The organism is Bifidobacterium sp. UTBIF-78 (assembly GCF_006408945.1).
GTDB classification, from domain to species: domain Bacteria; phylum Actinomycetota; class Actinomycetes; order Actinomycetales; family Bifidobacteriaceae; genus Bifidobacterium; species Bifidobacterium myosotis.
The window spans coordinates 1-21,564 of record NZ_JFAO01000055.1; the positions used below are offsets into that span (position 1 = coordinate 1).

The following is a 21,564-nucleotide window of genomic DNA, read 5'->3' on the forward strand; positions in this document are numbered from 1 at the left end:
CCCCCATTCGGGACGTAAGTGCAATGCCGGCGAAATTGCGTTTCCGTCCCACTGACGAGGTCGCCGAATCCTTGGAATTTCGCCATTCTTCAATAATCCTCAAATAGGCAAGTGGAATGAGAAAGGGACACAAACGCAAAAACGGCCAAAATGCATTTGCGTCCCGCTCGTCTCTTTAGATATTGGCAAATCACCGGTGCGTCGCGTCCTGGACGAATCACCATCGCCGACGAATGCATTCGGCACAGCCACCCTGCAGCTTCTATCCGTCAAATCACGGCGAGTTGGCAGGAGGCCAGACTCGTTGAATATGCGGGACGCGGACCATGTCGCGTCCCACCGCAAGCTGGTAATCCATCTCCTCGATAATTGAGGATTCGGCTTCTGCTCCGGTCAGCTTCACGGCAACCCCTCGCAACGCGGATATCCCCCGTTTCCTGCCAGTTAGGGCGATTATCTGCGTTACGAGGGGCGGGTGTCTGCGGTGCTGCGGTGCTCCGCAGCGTCGACCGTCCACATTGCGACACGCCTATACCTCGGATGACAACGCTTGCAATAAATGGTGTACAATCGGCGGTATCGAGAGATGGAAGTAAACAGTAAGGAAGCTGGTCAACGTATTTTCAACAGTTTTAGCGGACATTATTTGCTGTGGTTTATGCAAACGTATTCTGCTAACGTATGCTGACAACGTATGCTTTCCGTGTCCGCTTGCTGGTATCTCGCGATGCGGATTGTGCGCGCTCCGTCGCGTGCCCAAGCCGTCGAAGACGACGTAGAACCACAGCCAAGGATGGCCGCCCACAAGTCCATCCCCGAGGGAGAGATGATGAGCGTGCGATTGAACATCGGCAACGGGAGGGGATGTCCGTTGCCAAGACCGTAGCCGCGGTTGCCCTTGCCGGAGCGATGGTCGCCGCAGCGGTGGGTCTGCCTGCCGTATCCCGCAACGCCTACGCCGAAGAGTTGTCTGCGCAAAACAACACGGATGGGGGCGCTGGGCTTTGCACGCCCACCACCGGAACCATGGGCGATTCAAGCGGAGACATCAACGCCACTGATACCGGCGTCGCCACATACGTCGGCGGCGACATGTTCGTCGGCAAACGGTCCGATGACAACGCCATGCGCAGCAACAACGGCGAGTCCGGCGGCGGCCCACTCGGCTCCTACGCTGCCGAGATCGAAGGCGCCACCGTGGTGAACGGCGACCTGTACACCAAGCTCAAGAAGGGCTTCTTCACCGCCGGTGTAGTGGCGTTCGGCTCCCAGTTCGTGCCGGGTCAGGGAACCCAGGTGCTGACCGTCGGCGGCAACACCGCCACCACGGCCAAGCCGACGAACGGCAGCCACGCGTTCGCATGGAAGGACCCCGAGGCTCCGGCGCTGTCAAGCATGAGCCGTTCCGTCGTGGGTGTCTCCGACAACAACAAACTGCAAGCTAGCGGAACTGAGACCACCGAGTACACCGCGTCTATCGCGGGCGGCAAATACAACCTGTACGGCAAGGGCAATGAAGACAACTATTCATCGGTCGTCGCATACTCCGGCACGAAGGGCCGCGTGAACTGGAACGTCGCCAATCCGCTAAGCAACATCAAAGGTCTTGACAACGGCGCCGACGAAACCGGCACAGGCAAAACCGATTTCACCCAGTACGGCACGTATCTTCAGGATTTGTCCGCACAGATGAAGGCCTACAAAGGCACTGATGAGATGACGGTGAACACCACTGGCAAGCTCGGCAACACCGACCCGAACGGCGACGCCACCGTCTACACCCGCTACAAGTACAACTGGAACAACACCAAAAGGGAAGCCTCCTACAAGTTCGAATTCGACAACACGCTCAACGAGAAGCTCATCACCTTCCATGGTGACGGCAAGTCCGCGCTGCAGGTGTTCACCATCAACGCCGACGATCTCAAGACCGACAATGGCCAGACCGGCATCAGCTACAAATTCGAGAACATCCCCGAGAATACGTCCATCGTCATCAACGTAACCGGCGGGAACGTCGAATTCCACAACGGCTGGCGTTTCCTATGGCAGGCACCCGGCGAGACGACCGCCACGGACCTCTCCAACGGCTACTGGAACCCCGGTGCCAACGGCACCAAGGCCCAGAAGAAAGCGTATGAGACGTACGCCGAACGCGCCTCCAAGATTCTGTGGAACTTCGCCGACGCCACGAACGTCACCATCTTCGGCGGTCAGGCGTCCGGCACGATGGCCTCGCAGAACGTGAGCGGAACTGGTAAGTGGCAGTACGGTAACCTCTCCACTGACGACGACCCCGCCGCCGCGATGATGGGCTCCATCCTCGTCCCCAACGGAAACTTTGAGTCCCATGTGAGCACCAACGGTCGCGTGTGGGTCGGTGGAGACTTCTCCATGTATAACCCCACCGCCGCGTATGAGAACGGCAACGCCAGCAACAAGTTCGTCAACAATGCTGGTCAGCACTCCGCATCCGTCATCGACATGGACCAGGAACGCCACAACCTCCCGTGGTCCGGCAACTACACGTCCCAGTGCGCATCGCTGGAATGGAGCAAGGTCGATGCCGCCGACGGCACCAAGCTACTCGCCGGCTCCAGCTGGGCCATCTACGCCAACCAAACCGACGCGGAAAACGGCACTAACCCGCTCAAGCTCGTCACCGACAACGAGCCCGCCGTGGACCTCAACGGCACGGCCGGCATCATCAAGGTCGGTGGCCTCAATACCAACGCCACGTACTACGTCAAGGAGATCGGCGCCCCACAGGACTATGCGCCAAGCGACGTGATATACAAGGTCATGTCAGGCGATCAGGGTACCACGGTCACCATCAGCAAGGATGTCAACGGTAACGACGTCACGGACGGCAAAATCCCCAACGAGAAACGCGGCACCTCCCTTACATGGAAGAAGACCAAGGAGGACGGCAAGACGGCGCTCGCCGGTACGTCGTGGAAGCTGACTAAGAAAGCCGAGGCGGACACCGGCGCGCAGGACCAGTCATGGACGGTCACCGACAATACTGTCGCCGCCAACGCCGTGAACATCTACCGCAAATCGGACACGGCCAAACCGCTCTCCAAGCTCACGATGAACATGAACGAAACCGTGCAGCTGACCACCAAGGTCACGCCAACCGGTGCGCTCCAGAAAGTCGTGTGGAGCAGTCAGACGGCGGACTACCAGAACATCCTGCGTATCCAGCCAAACAGTGACGGTACGTCCACCGCATACGCGGTCGGCGTCGGCACAGTCGTGGCGAAGGCATGCACGGTGTCCGAGGCGAACGGCAACGGCAACGACGTGCGCCAGACGTGTGCGACGCTCAACGTCACCGTGACCGCGAACGTTGTAGATGTGTTTGATGTGAAAGCTAACGGTTCATCCATCACCAACAGCAGTGTGCTGACGATGAAGCCGAAGGGGAATATTCAGTTGAACGTCATCGCCAAGGATACGGACGGCAATGACGTTACGCCGACGTATGAGTCCTATGCCACCAATGTCGCCACGGTGAGTGAGACGGGTCTGATCACGGCCGTTGCGGACGGTGAAGCCACCATCGTGGTCACGGCCGGTAATCAGACGCGCGTGTTCGCAGTGAAGGTCTCATCCGCCGATCCGGTGCAGTACACGTACGTATACTTCCCGGCGAGCGGCGAAGGCGCGTGGGGCTTCGACACCGTGTGGGTTCACTACGGTACTGGCAGCAGTTGGCAGGATTCTGGACATTTGACGGTCGCGTCTTGCGATGGAAATTGGCGTGTGGTCGCCATTCCGCGCGTGACCGCAAACAACGTGCAGTTCGGTTTCCAGCGCAGAGGTGATGCGAAGGCATGGTATGGCAAGTTCGGTGGCGGCAACTTCACGTTCCCGGCGAACGCCGAAGCCGTGACGGTATCCAGTGGTGCAATGACGGCTGGATATCCGGCCAACTCGTCGTGCTCGGCGGTCAAGCCGACCACGCTGGAGGACAACGCCGCTTCTGCAGCGCGAGTTCTTCGTCCAATATATGCGAACGATGGCATTACTGTGCTGACTAACGATGTAGAAGGCTTTAATGACAGCGATTCTCATATTGCGAACGATGGCACTTCTGATGTCGATAGTGATGGACAGGACGATGGCGCGGCTGCGGGAATCGGGGCCTCCCCAACGGCGACTGATACGCGTGCGCTGGATGACGTCGATTCCGACGCCGGCGAGTTCAAGGTCATCGATTTGGATGACGGCATCTACTGGCTGACCGAGCAGAAAGCGCCCGATGGGTACACGGTGAACAAGAACGTGTACAAGATCACCATTGCGGATGGCAAGGTGACGTGGAACGGATACTGGGAGTCGTCTGACGATGTGGGTGACGATGCCAAGCTGAAGTCGTTCACGAACGGTTCCGCAGGGGTGATTGTCGATACGCCGACCGAAATCACTTGGTACAAGGTGAGTTCGGATGATAAGACTCCGAGCCCGTCAACATACCTCAAGGGCGCGCAGTGGAAGCTGACATTGAAAGCTTCCGATACAACTGCTGAAACCGTGTATTGCGTGGTGGATGGCAACGGCGAGATTAAGGTCGGCGCCGACAATTCGGCAACGTGTGCGGGTGAGAAGTTGACCGACGTGAGCAATACCGATCAATCCGGCGCAGTACAGAACGAAGCCGACGGCATCATCAAGCTGACCGGGCTGAAGTTCGGCGTGTACGAGTTGGTCGAGACCGTTGCGCCGGATGGCTACGACCTGTCGAAGACGACTTACATGTTCGTCATCAGTCAGAACTCGGTCGGGAATACGGCCCAGATTCAGTTCGATCGGCATGCCTCAACCATGATGTCGGTCGCGCAGGGTGCTGAGCTGGTTCCCGACAACCGGATTCCCAACAAGCCCGGTGTGGAGCTGCCGGACACCGGCGGCATCGGCTCAACTGTGTTTGTGATCGGCGGCACCACGTTGGTGATCATCGCCGCAATCGGACTCGCACGAGTAAGGAGGCGTCGCCCATGAGCATTCCCCAACCGAGGGGAGGGGACCCCTAGCGCAACAACCCGAGTCAGGCCGACTGCGGCCAACCCAACTGAACATGTAATCCAACCAGCACAACCCAATCTGTAGAAAGAACTCTGAAAGGAATTCAATGATGAAGAAGTTAGCAAAGGCCTTCCTCGGCCTCATCGCCGCCGTGGCGATGCTATTCACCGGCCTGGCCCTGCCCTCCTCGGCCGTGGCTGTCGGAAACTACTCGATTACCATCGGCACGCAGGCCAAGCCGGTAACCTCGGGCCACACGTTCGAGGCGTATCAGGTGTTCGCCGGTGACCTGTCCGAGAAGGACAACAACGTTACGTTGTCCAACATCAGCTGGGGCTCTGGCGTTGACGGTGACGAGTTGCTCAAAGCGCTGAAGACCGACAACACCTTTAAAGACTCACTTGTAAATGCATCAAGTGCTGCCGACGTCGCTGCTGCTTTGACCGCGGACAACGCCGCTGCGTTTGCCAAGATCGCCGCTGCCCACTTGACCACGATGACCTCGGGAACGGGCAACTATGACGCGACTGCGCAGACTTACACGATTTCCGGTCTGGCTGCCGGTTACTACTTGGTCAAGGATCAGGACAACTCCCTTGGAGACAAGACCGAGGCGTACACCGAGTTCATCCTCCGAGTGGTCAAGAGCGTGACCGTCGAGCCGAAGGCCGACGTGCCGACTGTCGAGAAGAAGGTCTGGGACACCAACAATTCCGCCACCGACGCCAATGACGCGAACGACGACAAGTGGTCCGACTCCGCCGACCACGACATCAACGACACCGTCAACTTCCAGCTGACCGGCTCCCTGCCGAGCAACTACGACGCCTACACCACCTACGCCTACAAGTTCACCGATACCCTGTCCAAGGGCCTGACGCTGGATCGGAACAGCATCAAGGTGTATGCGGTGAAGGGCACTGGCGACCAGCAGACCAAGACCGAGATCAAGAAGCTCGCTGATGGTGCGACCGGCAATGATGGCTACACGGTCGCCACCGCTTCATATGGCAATGACGCCACTCCGGACACGGATAAGTATAAGGGCGGCAACGTGCTGACCATAAACTTCGCTGATCTCAAGCAGGCTGCTGCCGCGACCGACGGTGAGACCCTGACTATCGACAAGGACACCAAGATCGTGGTCGAGTACAGCGCCACGCTGAACGCGGACGCGGTCATCGGCTCCGCCGGCAACCCGAACAAGGTGGACCTGACCTTCTCCAACAATCCGAACGGCGAGGGCACGGGCAAGACCCCGGAGGATGTCGTCACCGTGTTCACGTTCAAGATCGTCGCCAACAAGGTCGATGAGAACAACCAGGCCCTCGAAGGCGCCGGCTTCACCCTGTACAAATACAACAAGAACGAGAACAAGTACGAGGCCGTCGGCGACGAGATCAAGGGCGACACCATGACCCAGTTCACCTTCTCTGGTCTGGACGCGGGCCAGTACAAGCTCGAGGAGACCACCACCCCGGCCGGCTACAACACCTGGGAGGGCCTCGAGTTCAAAATCGTCGCCGAGCATGACGCCACCGCGGACGACCTGGAGCTGAAGACGCTGAAGTTCACCGACCTGAACGGCAAGGAGATCAACGACTTCACCGTCGATACGAACAAGGACGCCATCATCACCGTCGTCAACAAGAAGGGCTCCAACCTTCCGGAGACCGGTGGCATCGGTACCACGATCCTGTACGTGGCCGGCGCCGTGTGCGTGATCGCTGCCGGCGTGTGGTTTGGCCTGCGTCGTCGCAACTCGACCCGCTGATTGCAATTGACGAGATAGCGCTGCTTCGTTTCTATTGAGAGGCTGGGCAGCGCTTTTCTTTTGGTATTTTCCCTGTATTGGACAATACTCCGGTTTTGAGAAGGACAGATATGTCTATGAATAAGTCTTCTGATATTCAACAATGTAACTCAATTGGCGTTTCTTGTGTAGGGAAACTAGGCGCAATACTTGCTGGTATCGGTGTTCTAGTGACTCTGCCTTTCCTTCTTCATTCATGGGGTATTGATATACCGAATTGGTTGGTGATTGCATCGCAATTTCTCGGCTTGTTGCTTCTTGTCGCCGGTGTATCGCTGATATATTGGAGTAAGGCGCCAGAGAAGTTTAATCTATGGGTCTTTACTGTCTGCGCTATTCTATTTCTCGCTGTTGGAGGCGTGTATTGGACTTATGGAATAGCTGTAGGAGATGCTAGTTCGGAAGGATTGGGATTATTCCTTGCGTTGCAAGGTGTGCTCTTTGTGGTGCTGTCAATTAAAGTGAAGTTGGTATTGCGCAAGGGTATTGAGAAGAGTTTTCGTAAGAATCTCTTTTATCCACTGTTGATATTTATTGCAGCGCTTATTGCTCTCATTCCCGGATACAGCGAGTTGTTTGAGCATATCGGCAATGCTTTTATGGCTTTGTTGATGTTTACTCAAGCCAAGGATATATGGGAAATAGAGCTTAAATAACCCATGCAAAGACAGTGTGCTAATTTCCTGCGTAAAAAACCGTTGCTGAATTCATTATCTCTTAGGCCCATTTCGTGGGCCAGCTCCCCTGAAAAGGGGAGTCAAAGTATAATCAATGAAGTCCTGTGTCGCAGTCTGGAGTCGCACGTAATGAATCACAGAGTTGGTTTGATTGAAAAGGAACGCTGAAGTATGCAATTGATGTTATTCATATTCGGTGCATATAGAGCTGTGCATGTAGCAACCATGCGGCATACTACGGTGATCTCACTGGCGCCGCCGCATAGATTCAGTAACGATTGCAGCGGATGCAGCTGTCTGCCGGGGCGACGATAGTGGCTTCAGCCGGAACGGTAAGTCAACGAAGAGATTGAAGCAAGGAACAATGATGATTCACGCAACTCATGGCCGAGATCAAGGCCGGGACGCGGTGGTGCTCGATGTGCGGGAGCGCCCCATGCGCACGGTGCGCAGTATCTTTGCGGCGGTCTGCTCGCTGGTGCTTGCCTTCGCGATGTGCCTGATGGGTCTTACGCCGGCGCCCGCCTTTGCCGACGATGCGTCCGCCATCGCCGCCGAAAACGGCTCCATCACCGTCAACTACGTGGACGGCGATATGCCGATCGTCGGAGCGAAGGTCAGTCTGTACCATGTGGCCGACTGGGCCCCAAACTCCGACCGGAATACGTTTACGCCGGTCAGCCCGTTTAGCGACAGCAGTAACTACAAACTTGACTGGTCGCTGCTGAACAGCGGCGGTTCCGGCGACTATCAGCAGTTCGCCACCACGTTGGTCGGTCTCATCGAGAAGAATAAGCCGACGGCAACCGAGACTGCGACCACCGACGCCAACGGTGCCGCCCAATTCACTGACCTCACCAAGGGCCTCTATCTGGTTCTCATCGACGCCTACGACGATGGCACCATTTCCTGCGGCCCGTCGTACGTGCTGGTCGCGTTGCCGTCCAAGTCGGCGGATGCCGCCGACGCCATGACGATGGACGTCACGCTCGAGCCGAAGAACGACTGCGAGACCACGCCTCCCACGCCGCCCACCGAAACGGTCAAGAAGAAGGTGGTCAAGGTCTGGAAGGGTGATTCCGCCGCGAACCGTCCGGGCAAGATCGTCGTGCAGCTGCTGCAAGACGGCACGGTGATCGACGAGGTGGAGCTCAACGCCTCCAACAACTGGACCCATGAATGGACCGATCTGCCGGCCGGGCATGACTATCAGGTGGTCGAGAAGACCGTGCCGGACGGCTACACCGTGCTGATGGACCGTGAGAACGACGTCATCACCATCACCAATACGTATACGCCGCCGGTCACCCCGCCGACGACGCCTCCGGATGATCACACGCCGCCGTCCACCCCGCCCACGACCCCGCCGAACAATAACGTCCCGCCGATCGGCGAGACCGGCTCCAACGTGGCTGTCGCCGCGATCGGCGCCGGCGTGCTCGGCGGACTGGGTCTCATCCTCCTCATGCACCGCAGGCGCAAGGCGAGGTAGCGGCTCGCGGGGGCTCCGTGCACGAGCCCTCGGCCGGCTTCGCCGCCGGCCCACACCGGCCCCGACCTGAGGGAGGTCGGAATCGATGGCCCCCTCGGTCAGGAGGGGGCCGATCTATATGAACTATCTATATGGACCATATGGAAGGAACCGTCATGGCCGCTCATCGTCGAACGGGCAAACGCACGGACGTCGTCTCCCGCATCATCTCCGCGTTCTTCGCGGTGGTGCTCGTCGCGGGGCTGACGTTGCTGGCGTACCCCACGGTGGCGGACTGGTGGAACCGCATGCACCAGTCGCGCGCGGTGGCCACGTACATCGAGGAGACCGAGGATCTTTCCAAGGCCCAGCGTGAGCGGATGCTGGCCGAGGCGCGCGCGTACAACGCGACGTTGCCCTCGCAGACGGACCGCTGGCGTCCCACCGAGGAGCAGCGCAAGCGGTACGAATCGGTGCTGGACGTTTCCGGCACCGGCATCATGGGGTACGTCACCATCCCGAAGCTCAAGGCGCGGTTCCCCATCTACCACGGCACCGATCAGGGCGTGCTGCAGATCGCCATCGGTCATCTGGAGGGCTCCTCGCTGCCGGTGGGCGGCGCAACCACGCACGCCGCCGTCTCCGGTCACACCGGATTGCCGAGCGCCAAGCTGCTCACCGGGCTTGACACCCTCGAAAAGGGCGACACGTTCGCGTTCCATGTGCTGGGGGAGACCTACACCTACCAAGTGGACAAGATCAGCGTGGTGCTGCCGAACAATCTCAAGAACCTCGACATCGAGGACGGCGAGGACCTCGCCACGGTGATCACCTGCACGCCGTACGGCGTCAACACGCATCGCCTGCTCGTGCGCGGCCACCGCATCCCCAATCCCATCGAACCGGACGCCACCGATTACGACAGTCCCGTGCGCATGATGACCCTCACCATCGCCGCCGTCGTGGCGGGCGTACTGGTGGCCGGCTCGCTGATTGTGCGCTGGCGGTACGTACGCCGCCATCGCCCGTCCGGCTTCCATGTCGGCGACGATGCAGCAGTCCGTTCGCGTCGCACGGGTCGCGCGGACTGACCGTTCACGATGCTAGTGGCGATGCCCGCGCCACATAATAAGAAGATACTGAGGAGAAGCCGGACGCGCCACGAACTCACGCATGGTAGGACCCGTGGAGTCGACTAGGATGAATCGGGTAATTGAGCTGTACGGCGAGCTATAAGGAATGGGACTTCACTATGCCGAAGATGTTTGGAACCGATGGTGTGCGTGGCCTGGCCAACAAGGATTTGACCGCCCGGTTGGCACTTGATTTGGGTGATGCGGCGGTGCGCGTGCTCGGCGACGCCGGCACCAAGGACAACCAGCCCGAGGGTCGCCGCCGCGCGCTGGTCGGTCGTGACACCCGTGTTTCCGGCGATTTCCTCGCTTCCGCCCTTTCCGCGGGCATGTCCGCCGGCGGCTTCGACGTGATTGACGCCGGTATCATTCCAACCCCTGGCATCGCCTACCTGACCAGCGTGCTCAACGTCGAGATGGGCGCCGTGATCTCCGCCTCCCACAACCCCATGCCCGACAATGGCATCAAGTTCTTCGCCCGCGGCGGCTTCAAGCTGCCCGATGAGAAAGAGGACGAGATCGAGGCGGTGCTCGGCGAGGACTGGGAGCGTCCGACCGGCGCAGGCGTCGGTCGCGTGAGCCACGACCAGAACACCGCCACCAACCTGTACATCGACCATCTGGTCTCCACCATCGCCCCGCTCGGCGACGATCAGACCCAGCCCAAGCCGCTCAAGGGCCTCAAGATCGTGGCCGACTGCGCCAACGGCGCCACCTCCGTGGTGGCCCCCGAAGCCCTGCGCCGCGCCGGTGCCGACGTGATCGTCATCAACGCCTCGCCGGATGGCTACAACATCAACAAGAACGCCGGCTCCACCCATCCCGAGCAGCTGCAGGCCATGGTCAAGGCCACGGACGCGGTCATGGGCGTGGCGTTCGACGGCGACGCCGACCGCTGCCTCGCGGTGGACGAGGACGGCAACATGGTCAACGGCGATCAGATCATGGGCATTCTGGCCCGCGCCAAGCAGCGCGAGGGCAAGCTCAAGCACGATACGCTCGTGGTCACCGTGATGAGCAACCTCGGCCTGAAGCTCGCCTTGAAGGACATGGGCATCAAGACCGTGGAAACCGCCGTGGGCGACCGTTACGTGCTCGAGGAGATGCTCAAGGGCGATTATTCGCTGGGCGGCGAACAGTCCGGCCATGTGATCAACCGCGAGTTCGCCACCACCGGCGACGGCACCCTGACCGCACTCGTGCTGTGCAACGAGGTGGTCAAGTCCGGCAAGAGCCTCAAGGAGCTCGCCGCCGACTTCCCGCAGTTGCCGCAGACGCTGATCAACGTGCCGCACGTCGACAAGAAGGCCGCCAACACCAACGCCCGCATCCAGGCCGCCGTGGCACACGAGGAGGAGTTGTTGGGCGATTCCGGCCGCGTGCTGCTGCGCCCCTCCGGCACCGAGCCGCTGGTCCGTGTGATGGTCGAGGCCGCCACCCAGGCCTACGCCGACGAGGTGTGCACGCGCCTCGCCAAGGTCGTGGCCGAGGAACTCGCGCTGTAGTGGCTGCGGGCGCACAGGACACGCAGGACACGTAGGACACCGAACCTTCAAGGCACCCAAGGAACCATATGTTTGGCAAGAACCCCAAAGTAGACCTCGAACTCAACCGCATCGTGGAGCAGCTCATCAAGACCGGCGGCAAGGAGAAGATCCTGCCCATCGTGCAGGCCGGCGAACCGGTGCTCCGTCAGCAGACCGTCGCCTATACCGGCCAGCTCTCCAAGCACACGCTCCTCAAGCTCATCGACACCATGCACACCACGATGCTCGAGGCGCCGGGCGTGGGACTCGCCGCGACCCAGATCGGTCTGGGACTGGCGCTCGCGGTCGTGGAGGATCATGTGCGTGACGACGAGGACGATCCGCGTGAAATCGCCGAATTCCCGTTCCATGTGATCATCAACCCCAGCTACACCCCGGCCAGCGACAAAACCGCCAGCTTCTTCGAGGGATGCCTGAGCTTCGACGGATATCAGGCCGTGCGCAAGCGCTGGCTGGACATCACCGCCGAATGGGACGACGAGGACGGCAAGCGCCACAAGGAGCAGCTGCACGGCTGGCCGGCGCGCATCTTCCAGCACGAGACCGACCACCTGAGCGGCGAGCTGTATATCGACCGCGCCGAAATCCGCTCGCTCACCACCACCGAAAACCTCGAAGACTACTGGTGCAACGACCCGGTCCCCACCGAGGCCGCCGAAGAACTAGGCTTCGCACTCTGACCGCAGTGCTCGCCTCTTGGTTCCCTCTCCGAGGGGAGCCAAGAGGCACGCTGCTTTTCCATCCCCGGCTCCCCTCTCTGAGGGAGCCGGCCGCACAGTGGCCTGAGGGGAGTAAATCGGCCCTGTATGCTCAGCGTGATAACGCGGTTTCCCGTCCGATTTCCGTCTCAGCCGCACGCTACACTACTGACCCCGTGAGTGAATATCAGGACAGCCGTCAGCAGCGTGAGAGCCGCCGCCGCACCGTGGTGCGCGTGGTGTGCGTCATCATTGCTGTGGCCATGCTTGGCTCCCTGGTGATTCCCGCCATCTACGCGGGACTTTGACGCTGCCTGCACACACCGTGCCCACGGTTGAGCACGTCTGATGCCGCAGACCAATCCCGTCCGTTTCCAGCCAATCGGCGCAATCGGAAGTGACGGCCCGAAATCGGCGGACATCCAGACCGTGGGACGGCTACCGGCAATCGCGTCGGAGCGGTGGGCGGATGCGGCAATCCGCCCGGGCCGTACCGGTCCAAGGAACCGGACGGCGAACAAGCGAGGCGCGGAATCCCCCGGCGGGCCAACGGAATGTGTGCAGGCCGTCAACAACGACGTGGCATCCACAGGTATTTCCAAGAACGAACAGTAAGGTAAAGAACGATGGCAGAATTCGACTATTCCCAGGCGATCGGCGAAGCCCGCGCCAAATACGATTCCATCGCCAAGGCGTTGGACGTGGACCGACTCAAGTCCGAAATCAAGGATCTGGAAGCCCAGGCGGCCGCCCCCGGCCTGTGGGACGACCCGGACAACGCTCAGAAGGTCACGAGCAAGCTTTCCGCAGCCGAATCCCAGCTCAAGCGTCTCGAATCGGCCTCCCAGCGCATCGACGACGTGGAGACGCTTGTGGAGCTCGGCCGTGAGGAGGACGACCAGGAATCCCTGGAAGAGGCCAAGACCGAGATCGGCTCGATTCAGAAGGACCTCGAATCCATGGAGATCCAGACCCTGCTCGACGGTGAATACGACGAGCGTTCCGCAGTGGTGACCATCCGCTCCGGCGCCGGCGGCGTGGACGCGGCCGACTTCGCGCAGATGCTGCTGCGCATGTACCTGCGCTACTGCGAGCGCAACGGCTTCAAGGCCAAGGTCATGGACACCTCCTATGCCGAGGAGGCGGGCATCAAGTCCGCCACCTTCCAGGTGGACGCGCCCTACGCCTATGGTCGACTGTCGGTGGAAGGCGGCACCCACCGTCTGGTGCGCATCTCCCCGTTCGACAACCAGGGCCGCCGCCAGACCAGCTTCGCCGCCGTCGAGGTGGTGCCGCTGGTCGAGGCCACCGATCACATCGACATTCCGGACACCGACATCCGCGTGGACACCTACTGCTCCTCCGGCCCCGGCGGTCAGGGCGTGAACACCACGTACTCGGCCGTGCGCATCACCCACTTGCCCACCGGCATCGTGGTGACCATGCAGGATGAGCGTTCCCAGATTCAGAACCGCGCCTCCGCCATGGCCGTGCTCCAGTCCCGACTGCTCGTGCTGCGCCACGAGGAGGAGGCCAAGAAGAAGAAGGAGCTCGCCGGCGACATCAAGGCCAGCTGGGGTGACCAGATGCGCTCCTACGTGCTCCACCCGTATCAGATGGTCAAGGATCTGCGCACCGGCTACGAGACCAGCCAGACCCAGGCCGTGTTCGACGGCGACATCAACGGCTTCATTGAGGCCGGCATCCGCTGGCGTCACGAGCAGCGCCGCGAAGCCACAGAAGAGTAGTCCCCAAGCTCCAACCTTTAGGCTCCCTCTCTGAGGGGAGCTGGCCGTGCGGCGGCCTGAGGGGAGCCCAACGCGAATCTCCCAACTCCAAGGCTCCCCTCCCTGAGGGGAGCTGTCTGCGAAGCGGACTGAGGGGAGCCGGCTGCGACAGACTAATAAGGACCAGCTCCAAAGCGACTAGGGGAGGGAAGCCCGCCCCAGCGCGACCGGCTGAAGGGGAATTCCGACAGCCGCCCGAACATACGGCGAACATACGGTCGCAATCACAAACCTCAACACTGCACCAGCACTGCACCAAAGGAAACGGATATGGCACTGATCTCACTGGAGGATGTATCCAAGATCTATCCCAGGGGCACCCGTCCCGCGCTCGACGGCATCAACCTCGACATCGAGCGCGGTGACTTCGTGTTCCTGGTGGGTGCCTCCGGGTCAGGCAAGACCACGTTGCTGAGCCTGCTCCTGCGCGAGGAGGAGGCCACCAGCGGCGAGATCCGCGTGGCGGGCAACGATCTGCGCCGCATCCCGAACCGTCAGGTGCCGCATTACCGCCGTACGTTGGGCTTCGTGTTCCAGGACTACAAACTGCTCAACAACAAAACCGTATGGGAGAACGTGGCGTTCGCCCTTGAGGTGATCGGCACACGCCGCTCCACCATCAAGTCGCTGGTGCCTAAGGTGCTCGATACGGTGGGACTCACCGGCAAGGAGCGGAACTACCCGCACGAGCTGTCCGGCGGCGAGCAGCAGCGCGTGGCCATCGCCCGCGCCTATGTGAACCATCCGCAGATTCTGCTGGCCGACGAGCCCACCGGAAACCTCGATCCCACCACGTCGCTGGGCATCATGGAGGTGCTGGACGCGATCAACCGCACCGGCACCACCATCGTCATGGCGACGCATAACGAGGAGATCGTCAACTCGATGCGTAAGCGCGTGGTCGAGCTGCACAATGGCAAGATCGTGCGCGACGAGGCCAACGGCTCCTATGATTCCGCCCTGTACTTCCCGGACGCCGAGGTCGAGGCCCGTTCCGAACAGGCATCCCATATCCTGCCCTCCTCGTTCGAGTCGGACAAGTCGCTGGCCCAGGAGGAAGGCCCGTCCGCCGGCATCGCCCGTCTCGCCAATTCCGTGCACTCCGGTCGCACCGGCCGCTATGGCGAGACCTTCGCCCCGCTGGAGGACGCGCTGACGTGGGGCAAGGGACTGCCGCTTGATCAGCAGGCTGGTCGCACGGATGGTCAGTCGGACGATCACGCGTCCGGTCAGGCTGACGGCAAGACGGCTTCTGCGCCGGCCCCCGCATCGGGAAACCGGACAGACGAACCGGTCGATTCCGCCGATCATGCCGGTCGCGGCGGTTCCTCTGCCGGGAATGACGCCAATCATGCGTCTTCCGCGCATCAGTCCGTCGCCGGGAACGACATCGATTCGCTCGAAGAGACGCAGACATTCGATCCGGTCGCCGTGGCCTCCAGCGATGAGGCTGATGATTCCGCGACGGAACGCCATGATTCCGGCCGATCGGACGGCTCCGGCGACGATCGCCCCGCGCGTGGCTGGGCGGCCGCGCTGGCGAAGTCCCGTGATGCCGGGGCAGATGACCAATCAGCCCGGACGGACGAGCATGGCACGGACTCCGGCACCTCCGACTCCGATAAAGACGCCGATGACAGCGCGCCGCTGGCCCCGCCGGCTCCGCCCGCGCCTCCGGCCCCGCCCACAGCGGGACAGCGTCGCGTCGGCCGGCACGCACATCGCGGCCAGTCCCCATCCCGCTCCTCGTCCGCCGAGGCCGATGCCAAGCTCGATGCCGGGGCCGACGCTTCGGTGACCGCCACGGACGACCGGCATGACCGGCATGATCAGCAAGAACCCAAGCATGATACGGAGGCCAAGTGATGCGCGCGCGATTCATTCTGTCCGAAACCTGGACCAACCTGCGTCGCAACCTGTCCATGCTGCTGTCGCTGATGCTGGTCACCTTCATCTCCTTCCTGTTCATCGGCGCCTCCGTGCTGACCCAGGCACAGATCACCAAGGCCAAGGGCGATTGGTACGACAAGGTGGAGGTGGTGGTCTGGCTGTGCCCTGACGGCACCAGCCAATCGGCCAACTGCGCCTCCGGCAAGTCGCCGACGGCCAGCGAGATCACCGCCCTGCAGAAAACCATCCGCGACGAGCTCAACGACACCGTCTCCAAGATCACGTACGTGAGCAAGCAGGACTTCTACGACAACACCTTCACCAAGCAATACCCGAACGGCGAGTTCCAAGGCCGCACCCTGACGGCCGATGACATGCAGGATTCGCTGTGGCTCAAGCTCAAGGACCCCACCAAATACCAGGTGGTGGCCGAAGTGCTCTCCGGCAAGGAGGGCGTCGAGGACGTGACCGACCAGCGGCAGATCTTCGAACCGGTGTTCGCCGTGCTCAACCGGGCCACCGCGGTCACGGCCGTGCTTGCCGGCGTGATGGTGCTGGTGGCCATCCTGCTGACCGGCACCACGATTCGCATGTCCGCCGCGTCCAGACGCACCGAGACCGAGATCATGCGGTATGTGGGCGCCTCGAACTGGACGATTCGTCTGCCGTTCATCCTTGAAGGCGCGATTGCCTCGCTGCTCGGTTCGGTGCTGTCCTGCCTGATGCTGTCGGTGATCGTGCGCGTATTCATCACCGGTTGGCTGGCGAAGTCGGTCACATGGATTCCGTATGTGAACCAGATGACCGTGCTCATGATCTCACCCGGACTGGTTCTGGGCGCGATACTGCTTTCGGTCATCGCCTCGACCATCTCCCTGAGGCGTTACCTCAGGGCGTAATCGGAGATACGTCACATCCGCGCCACACCCTGCGAGCATGTTTTTCCAGACTGACGTGTTACGGTGGGTGATTAACTGCGACGAAAGGAACATACTGCCCATGACGAAGGCGCATGTGATCAAGCCCGCATTGGCAACGCTCGTGGCCGTCGCCGCCTGCGTGACCGGTTTGGCGTTCGCCCCGGTCCAGTCCGCCCAGGCGGACACCTATTCCGATCTGGTCAACGCGCAGAACCAGCACGCCGCATCGGTCCAGCGCGAGGCCGAGCTCAAGCAGCAGCTGGCCGGCGTCAATCAGGAACTGGCCGATAAGATCCTCGAGCTGGACGACCTGACCAACAACAAGATCGTCGCCGCCCAAGCCAAGGTGACCGCGGCCAATGAAGCCGCCGCAGCCGCGCAGGACGAGGCCGATGCCGCAGCCGAGCGTCTCAAGGCGGCCCAGAAGGACAAGGACACCCTCGAGCAGCAGATCGAGCAGACCGGCAAGGACTATGACGACGCGCACGCCGCCGTGGCGCAGCTGGCCCGTCAGGAGATGCACGGTTCGGACGCCTCCGATGTGATGAGCGTGGTCACAGGCGCCACCAGCACGCAGGATTTCGTCAATTCGATGCAGTCGCGTGACGCGCTGTCCCGCAATGAGGCCAATGCGGCCTCGTCGGCGGCCACCACGCTGAACACGTCGATGAACCGCAGCGAGCGCCTCGCCGCCATCGAGAAGCAGATTTCCGCGCTGAAGACCGCCGCCGATGAGAAGGCCGCCTCCGCGCAGACCGCCGCCGAGGACGCGCAGGCCAAGCGTGACGCGCTCGACAAGTTGCGTCAGGAGGGCGAGGCCAAGCGCAACGAGCTGGCCGCGCAGGTCGAAAGTCTTGATTCCGAGTCCGCCAAGCAGGCCGCCCAGACCGTGCTCATCGCCTCGCAGGTGGACGCCTACAACCGCCAGTACCAGAAGGAACAGGCCGACGCCGCCAACAAGGTGGACCCGGGCATCCAGGGCTCCACGAGCGTGCCGTCCAACCCCACGCCGGCGCCTTCGACCCCGTCGTCGCCGTCCGGCGGCTCCAGTGGCGGCCAAGGCACGTCCAACGGTGATTACGGCAACGCCTACGTGGCCGGCCAGTGCACATGGTGGGCATACGATCGCCGCAAGCAGATGGGCATCAGCACGCCGTCCTACTTGGGCAACGGCGGTGACTGGTGGCGCACGGCCCCCTCCTACGGCCTGCGCGTGGACCACAACCCCGAGGTCGGCGCGGCCCTGTCCTTCATGCCCGGCCAGGATGGCGCCGACGGCACCTACGGCCATGTGGCCGTGGTCGAGGCCGTCTACGGCGACGGCACGTTCATGATCTCCGAGATGAACGCCCTCGCCGGCCCGTTCAACACCAACACCCGAGTCCTCACCAACACCGGCGCGTACTGGTTCGTGCACTGATTGATCTGTGCACTGATTGGTTCGTGCACTGATTGATTCGCTGATGTGACTTCCCTCCTTCCTTTTCGAGGGGGAGTTGCATGGGTACGGACGGCTCTATGGCTCAGTAGTTTGGCTCTCCTTTCGCTGGAAGGGGAGCCAAATTCGTATCTGTGATATTCTGTTCTGTTGCGCTGTGATTGCGCGCATATCGCGCACTGCTGTATGACCTCGCGGAAGGAGGAGACCCATGGCCAAGGAGACCGGCACCAAGCTGATCGTGCAGAACAAGAAGGCCCGTCATGACTATGCCATCGAAGACAAGTACGAGGCGGGACTGGCGTTGACCGGCACCGAGGTCAAGTCCCTGCGCGAGGGGCGCGCCTCGCTGGCCGAGGCGTTCGTGTCCATCGACCGTCGCGGCGAGATGTGGCTGGAGGGCGCCAACATTCCCGAATACCTTAACGGTACGTGGAACAACCACGCCCCCAAGCGCAAGCGCAAGCTGCTGCTGCACCGCCAGCAGATCGCCAAGCTGTCGCGCGGCATCGAGGCCAAGGGATACACGATCGTGCCGCTGAGCCTGTATTTCAAGGACGGCCGCGTCAAGGCGGAGATCGCACTGGCACGAGGCAAGAAGGAATTCGACAAGCGCCAGGCCCTGCGTGAGGAGCAGGACAAGCGCGAGGCCCTGCGCGCCATGCGCTACGCCAACATGCGGCACTAGTGGCAGTTCCAGCCAGTGCCTCTGGCGACGCTTGCTGCGGTTGTCCACAACGTGAGCAATATTCCGCAGTATTAACCACCCTGTAGCATTGCGACCCTACTCTCGCGGATTAGTCGGGAAATATACCCGCCCGATCGACACTAAATGGAGAGAGGAAATCCAATGTCTCTAAGCAAGGGAATGCAATCCATCGCCGCCGCCACGCTGAGCGCGGCAATGCTCATCGCCATCGCCGCATGCGGCACCACCGACGGCTCCAACACCGCCACCGACAGCGGCTCGTCCAGCGATGGTTCCACCACGTCATCCAGCACGCAGGGCTTCGACACCAGCGGTATCAAGAAGGACGACGCCATCGCCGCGCTGCTGCCGGAATCCGTGACCAAGGACGGCACGCTCACCGTCGGCACCGATACCTCATACGCCCCGGCCGAGTTCTTCGCCGAGGACGGCAAGACCCCAATCGGCTTCGATGTCGATCTTTCCAAGGCGCTGGCCGCCGTGTTCGGGCTCAAGGAGGAGACGGTCTCCTCCACCTTCGATTCCATCATCCCGTCCGTCGGTTCCAAGTACGATCTGGGCATCTCCTCCTTCACCGTGACCAAGGAGCGCATGGACGCCGTGGACTTCGTGACCTACTTCAAGGCCGGTTCCACCTGGGTCACCAAGAAGGGCAACCCGGAAAAGGTCGACACCTCCAACCTGTGCGGCGTCAAGGTGGCCGTACAGACCGGCACCACGCAGGAGGAGGAAGTCAACAAGGCCAACGAACAGTGCAAGGCGGACGGCAAGGACGAAATCGAGATTCAGTCGTCCAAGCTGCAGACCGATGTGACGACCGCCGTCGCGTCCGGCAAGGCGTCCATCTTCTACGCCGACTCCCCGGTGGCTGGCTACGCCATCGAACAGACCGGTGACACGCTGGAGGCGCTCGGCGACGACACCGGCGTGACCCCGGAGGCCGTGGCCATCAAGAAGGGCGACACCCAGACCGCCGAAGCAGTGCAGAAGGCCATGCAGAAGCTCATGGACGACGGCACGTACCAGAAGATCCTCGATACGTGGGGCGTCTCCTCGGGCGCGATCGATAAGGCCGAAATCAACCCGGCCATCGAGTAGTGAGCGCAACGGCCGGCGCTTAGGCCGTAAGAATCTTACGAATCATAAGAATCATGCGGTTCCCTGCGCTGGCCGTGCGGGTCTGTGAATCGCTGTGATTCGCGGGTGCTGCGTCGTTGATGTGGGTCTTCGCGAGACGGTTCGTCGTACGGAGATCCACATGGCGCCCGCGTCAAGGCCAAACGTTTCCTTAACGCGCTCGTAGCATCGCGGGGATATCGTCCCTCACTGTATATTGGGTGAATTATCGGCGGAATCAGAGTGACTGATGTTCATTCCGTCGCGCCCGAGAGAACAGAGAGGATGATTCCATGTCACTGAAGAATGTGAAGGCCACCGCCGCGCTGGCATTGAGTGTCGCGATGCTGCTGTCCACCGCCGCCTGCGGCACCTCCGACGGTTCCAACACCGCCGGTGATTCCGGTTCCGGTTCCGGCGATTCCGACGTGACCATCACCAGCTACGACGTCAGCTCCGTGAAGAAGGACGACGCCATCGCCGCGCTGCTGCCGGAATCCGTGACCAAGGACGGCAAGCTGACCATCGGCACCAACCCGTCCTACGCGCCGGCCGAGTTCCTCGACACGGACGGCAAGACGCAGATCGGCTACGACATGGATCTCGCCCACGCGCTGGGCAACGTCTTCGGTCTCGAGACCGAAGTGGTCTCCTCCAACTTCGACACCATCATCCCGGCCGTCGGCTCCAAGTACGACCTCGGCATCGCGGCCTTCACCATCACCAAGGATCGCATGGACTCGGTCGACTTCGTCTCCTACTTCACCTCCGGCATGGCCTACGCCGTGGCCAAGGGCAACCCGAACAAGGTGGACGAGAACAACCTGTGCGGCCTCAAGGTGGCCGTGGAGACCGGCACCGTCGAGGAGGAGGCCATCAACAAGACGGCCGAGCAGTGCAAGGCGGACGGCAAGGAGGAGATCACCATCCAGTCGTCCAAGCAGCAGACCGACGCCACCACCGCCGTGGTGACCGGCAAGGCCGACGTGTTCTTCGCCGATTCCCCGGTGGTGGGCTATGCGATCGCCCAGACCGGTGGCCAGCTTGAGCAGCTCGGCAAGGACTTCGACTCCGTGCCGAACGCCATCGCCATCAAGAAGGGTGACTCCGCCACCACCGAGGCCGTGCAGAAGGCCATGCAGAAGCTCATGGACGACGGCACCTACGGCAAGATCCTCAAGCACTGGGGCGTCGAGTCCGGTGCCCTGACCAAGGCCGAGGTCAACCCCGTCACCGAGTGACGGCGTGGATGACGAGCGACGTGAGCAAAGAATGACGGCGGGCGGGGCCCGGGCCACACGGTCGCGGCCACGCCCGCCTCAGACGCTTTTTGA

Annotated in this window: 16 protein-coding genes; 15 read left to right on the forward strand and 1 reads right to left on the reverse strand. The window is 61.4% G+C overall.

All coding sequences use genetic code 11. The annotated features are described in order from the left end of the window. Positions 1-274: 274 nt before the first annotated feature. Positions 275-403, reverse strand: a complete 129-nt coding sequence (locus BG22_RS11275; protein WP_258186322.1) for a hypothetical protein — start codon at positions 401-403, stop codon at positions 275-277. A 623-nt stretch (positions 404-1,026) separates the two neighbouring features. Here BG22_RS11275 and BG22_RS09785 point away from each other — a divergent pair. From BG22_RS09785 to BG22_RS09850, 15 genes are all read left to right on the forward strand, one after another. Then, positions 1,027-5,007 (forward strand): SpaA isopeptide-forming pilin-related protein, encoded by a 3,981-nt coding sequence (locus BG22_RS09785; RefSeq protein ID WP_181163481.1) that lies wholly within the window; start codon positions 1,027-1,029, stop codon positions 5,005-5,007. Positions 5,008-5,137: 130 nt separating this feature from the next. Further along, positions 5,138-6,805: an isopeptide-forming domain-containing fimbrial protein gene (locus BG22_RS09790; RefSeq protein ID WP_219846946.1), complete on the forward strand. Its 1,668-nt coding sequence runs from the start codon at positions 5,138-5,140 to the stop codon at positions 6,803-6,805. Between the two features lie 110 nt (positions 6,806-6,915). Further along, on the forward strand, positions 6,916-7,500 hold the full coding sequence (locus BG22_RS09795; protein WP_140495165.1) for a hypothetical protein: 585 nt from the start codon (positions 6,916-6,918) through the stop codon (positions 7,498-7,500). Between the two features lie 385 nt (positions 7,501-7,885). Continuing rightward, on the forward strand, positions 7,886-9,013 hold the full coding sequence (locus BG22_RS09800; RefSeq protein WP_140495167.1) for a Cna B-type domain-containing protein: 1,128 nt from the start codon (positions 7,886-7,888) through the stop codon (positions 9,011-9,013). A 155-nt stretch (positions 9,014-9,168) separates the two neighbouring features. Further along, positions 9,169-10,083, forward strand: coding sequence for a class C sortase (locus BG22_RS09805; protein WP_258186323.1), 915 nt, complete (start codon positions 9,169-9,171; stop codon positions 10,081-10,083). A gap of 161 nt (positions 10,084-10,244) precedes the next feature. Beyond that, a complete protein-coding gene (glmM, locus tag BG22_RS09810; protein WP_094667118.1) occupies positions 10,245-11,630 on the forward strand; it encodes a phosphoglucosamine mutase in 1,386 nt (461 codons plus the stop codon). Positions 11,631-11,698: 68 nt separating this feature from the next. Beyond that, positions 11,699-12,352: a peptide deformylase gene (locus BG22_RS09815; protein WP_140495171.1), complete on the forward strand. Its 654-nt coding sequence runs from the start codon at positions 11,699-11,701 to the stop codon at positions 12,350-12,352. Between the two features lie 194 nt (positions 12,353-12,546). Next, the gene (locus tag BG22_RS11280) at positions 12,547-12,678 is read left to right on the forward strand and encodes a hypothetical protein (protein ID WP_258186324.1); all 132 of its coding nucleotides are present in this window, start codon (positions 12,547-12,549) and stop codon (positions 12,676-12,678) included. Between the two features lie 318 nt (positions 12,679-12,996). Continuing rightward, on the forward strand, positions 12,997-14,118 hold the full coding sequence (gene prfB / locus BG22_RS09820) for a peptide chain release factor 2 (RefSeq protein WP_094667116.1): 1,122 nt from the start codon (positions 12,997-12,999) through the stop codon (positions 14,116-14,118). Positions 14,119-14,427: 309 nt separating this feature from the next. Then, positions 14,428-16,023: a cell division ATP-binding protein FtsE gene (ftsE, locus tag BG22_RS11545; RefSeq protein ID WP_375137720.1), complete on the forward strand. Its 1,596-nt coding sequence runs from the start codon at positions 14,428-14,430 to the stop codon at positions 16,021-16,023. Continuing rightward, positions 16,023-16,946: a permease-like cell division protein FtsX gene (ftsX, locus tag BG22_RS09830; RefSeq protein ID WP_094667115.1), complete on the forward strand. Its 924-nt coding sequence runs from the start codon at positions 16,023-16,025 to the stop codon at positions 16,944-16,946. The genes ftsE and ftsX overlap by 1 nt, the downstream gene beginning before the upstream one ends. Before the next feature lie 100 nt (positions 16,947-17,046). After that, positions 17,047-18,387: a CHAP domain-containing protein gene (locus BG22_RS09835; RefSeq protein ID WP_140495173.1), complete on the forward strand. Its 1,341-nt coding sequence runs from the start codon at positions 17,047-17,049 to the stop codon at positions 18,385-18,387. A 229-nt stretch (positions 18,388-18,616) separates the two neighbouring features. Next, positions 18,617-19,093, forward strand: a complete 477-nt coding sequence (gene smpB, locus BG22_RS09840) for an SsrA-binding protein SmpB (RefSeq protein WP_094667113.1) — start codon at positions 18,617-18,619, stop codon at positions 19,091-19,093. Between the two features lie 162 nt (positions 19,094-19,255). Further along, positions 19,256-20,212 carry an ABC transporter substrate-binding protein gene (locus BG22_RS09845; RefSeq protein ID WP_140495175.1) on the forward strand — a complete coding sequence of 319 codons (957 nt, stop codon included), beginning with the start codon at positions 19,256-19,258 and terminating at the stop codon, positions 20,210-20,212. A 311-nt stretch (positions 20,213-20,523) separates the two neighbouring features. After that, the gene (locus tag BG22_RS09850) at positions 20,524-21,471 is read left to right on the forward strand and encodes an ABC transporter substrate-binding protein (RefSeq protein ID WP_140495177.1); all 948 of its coding nucleotides are present in this window, start codon (positions 20,524-20,526) and stop codon (positions 21,469-21,471) included. The last annotated feature ends 93 nt before the right edge of the window (positions 21,472-21,564 follow it).